Genomic DNA, 335 nt, shown 5'->3' on the forward strand with positions numbered 1-335 from the left:
TTAGGAGCTGTGTAGTCAATAAAGGCTTTCTTAACAAACTTGTTTTGGCCTTTGGCATCCACATAGAAGACTTGCGCTTCGTACTGGCCATCAGCGTTTTCGTGGTCACTGGCTTTAGCTGTTACGGTATAAGAACCATCTGCCTGGCGAGTTGGAGTGTACCAGACGATGTCTTTCATCCCATTTGCATGAGACCAAAATGGAATCTTCACTTCCTTGTAGCTGTCGAAGCCTTGAAGGTTCTTAGCTGTAATGGTGAAAGTACCGTCTGACTCTGATTTCGTAATGGTTAGATCAGCAGATGGTTTAGGAGCTGTGTAGTCAATAAAGGCTTT

Annotated in this window: 1 protein-coding gene; it reads right to left on the reverse strand. The window is 44.2% G+C overall.

Going from position 1 to position 335, the window contains the following annotated elements; translation table 11 throughout:
* A partial coding sequence (locus HMPREF2904_RS11960) for a GBS Bsp-like repeat-containing protein (RefSeq protein ID WP_256263260.1) occupies window positions 1-335 on the reverse strand: 335 nt, incomplete at both ends.

Origin of the sequence: Streptococcus sp. HMSC072G04, assembly GCF_001813295.1 — a bacterium.
Lineage (GTDB): Bacteria > Bacillota > Bacilli > Lactobacillales > Streptococcaceae > Streptococcus.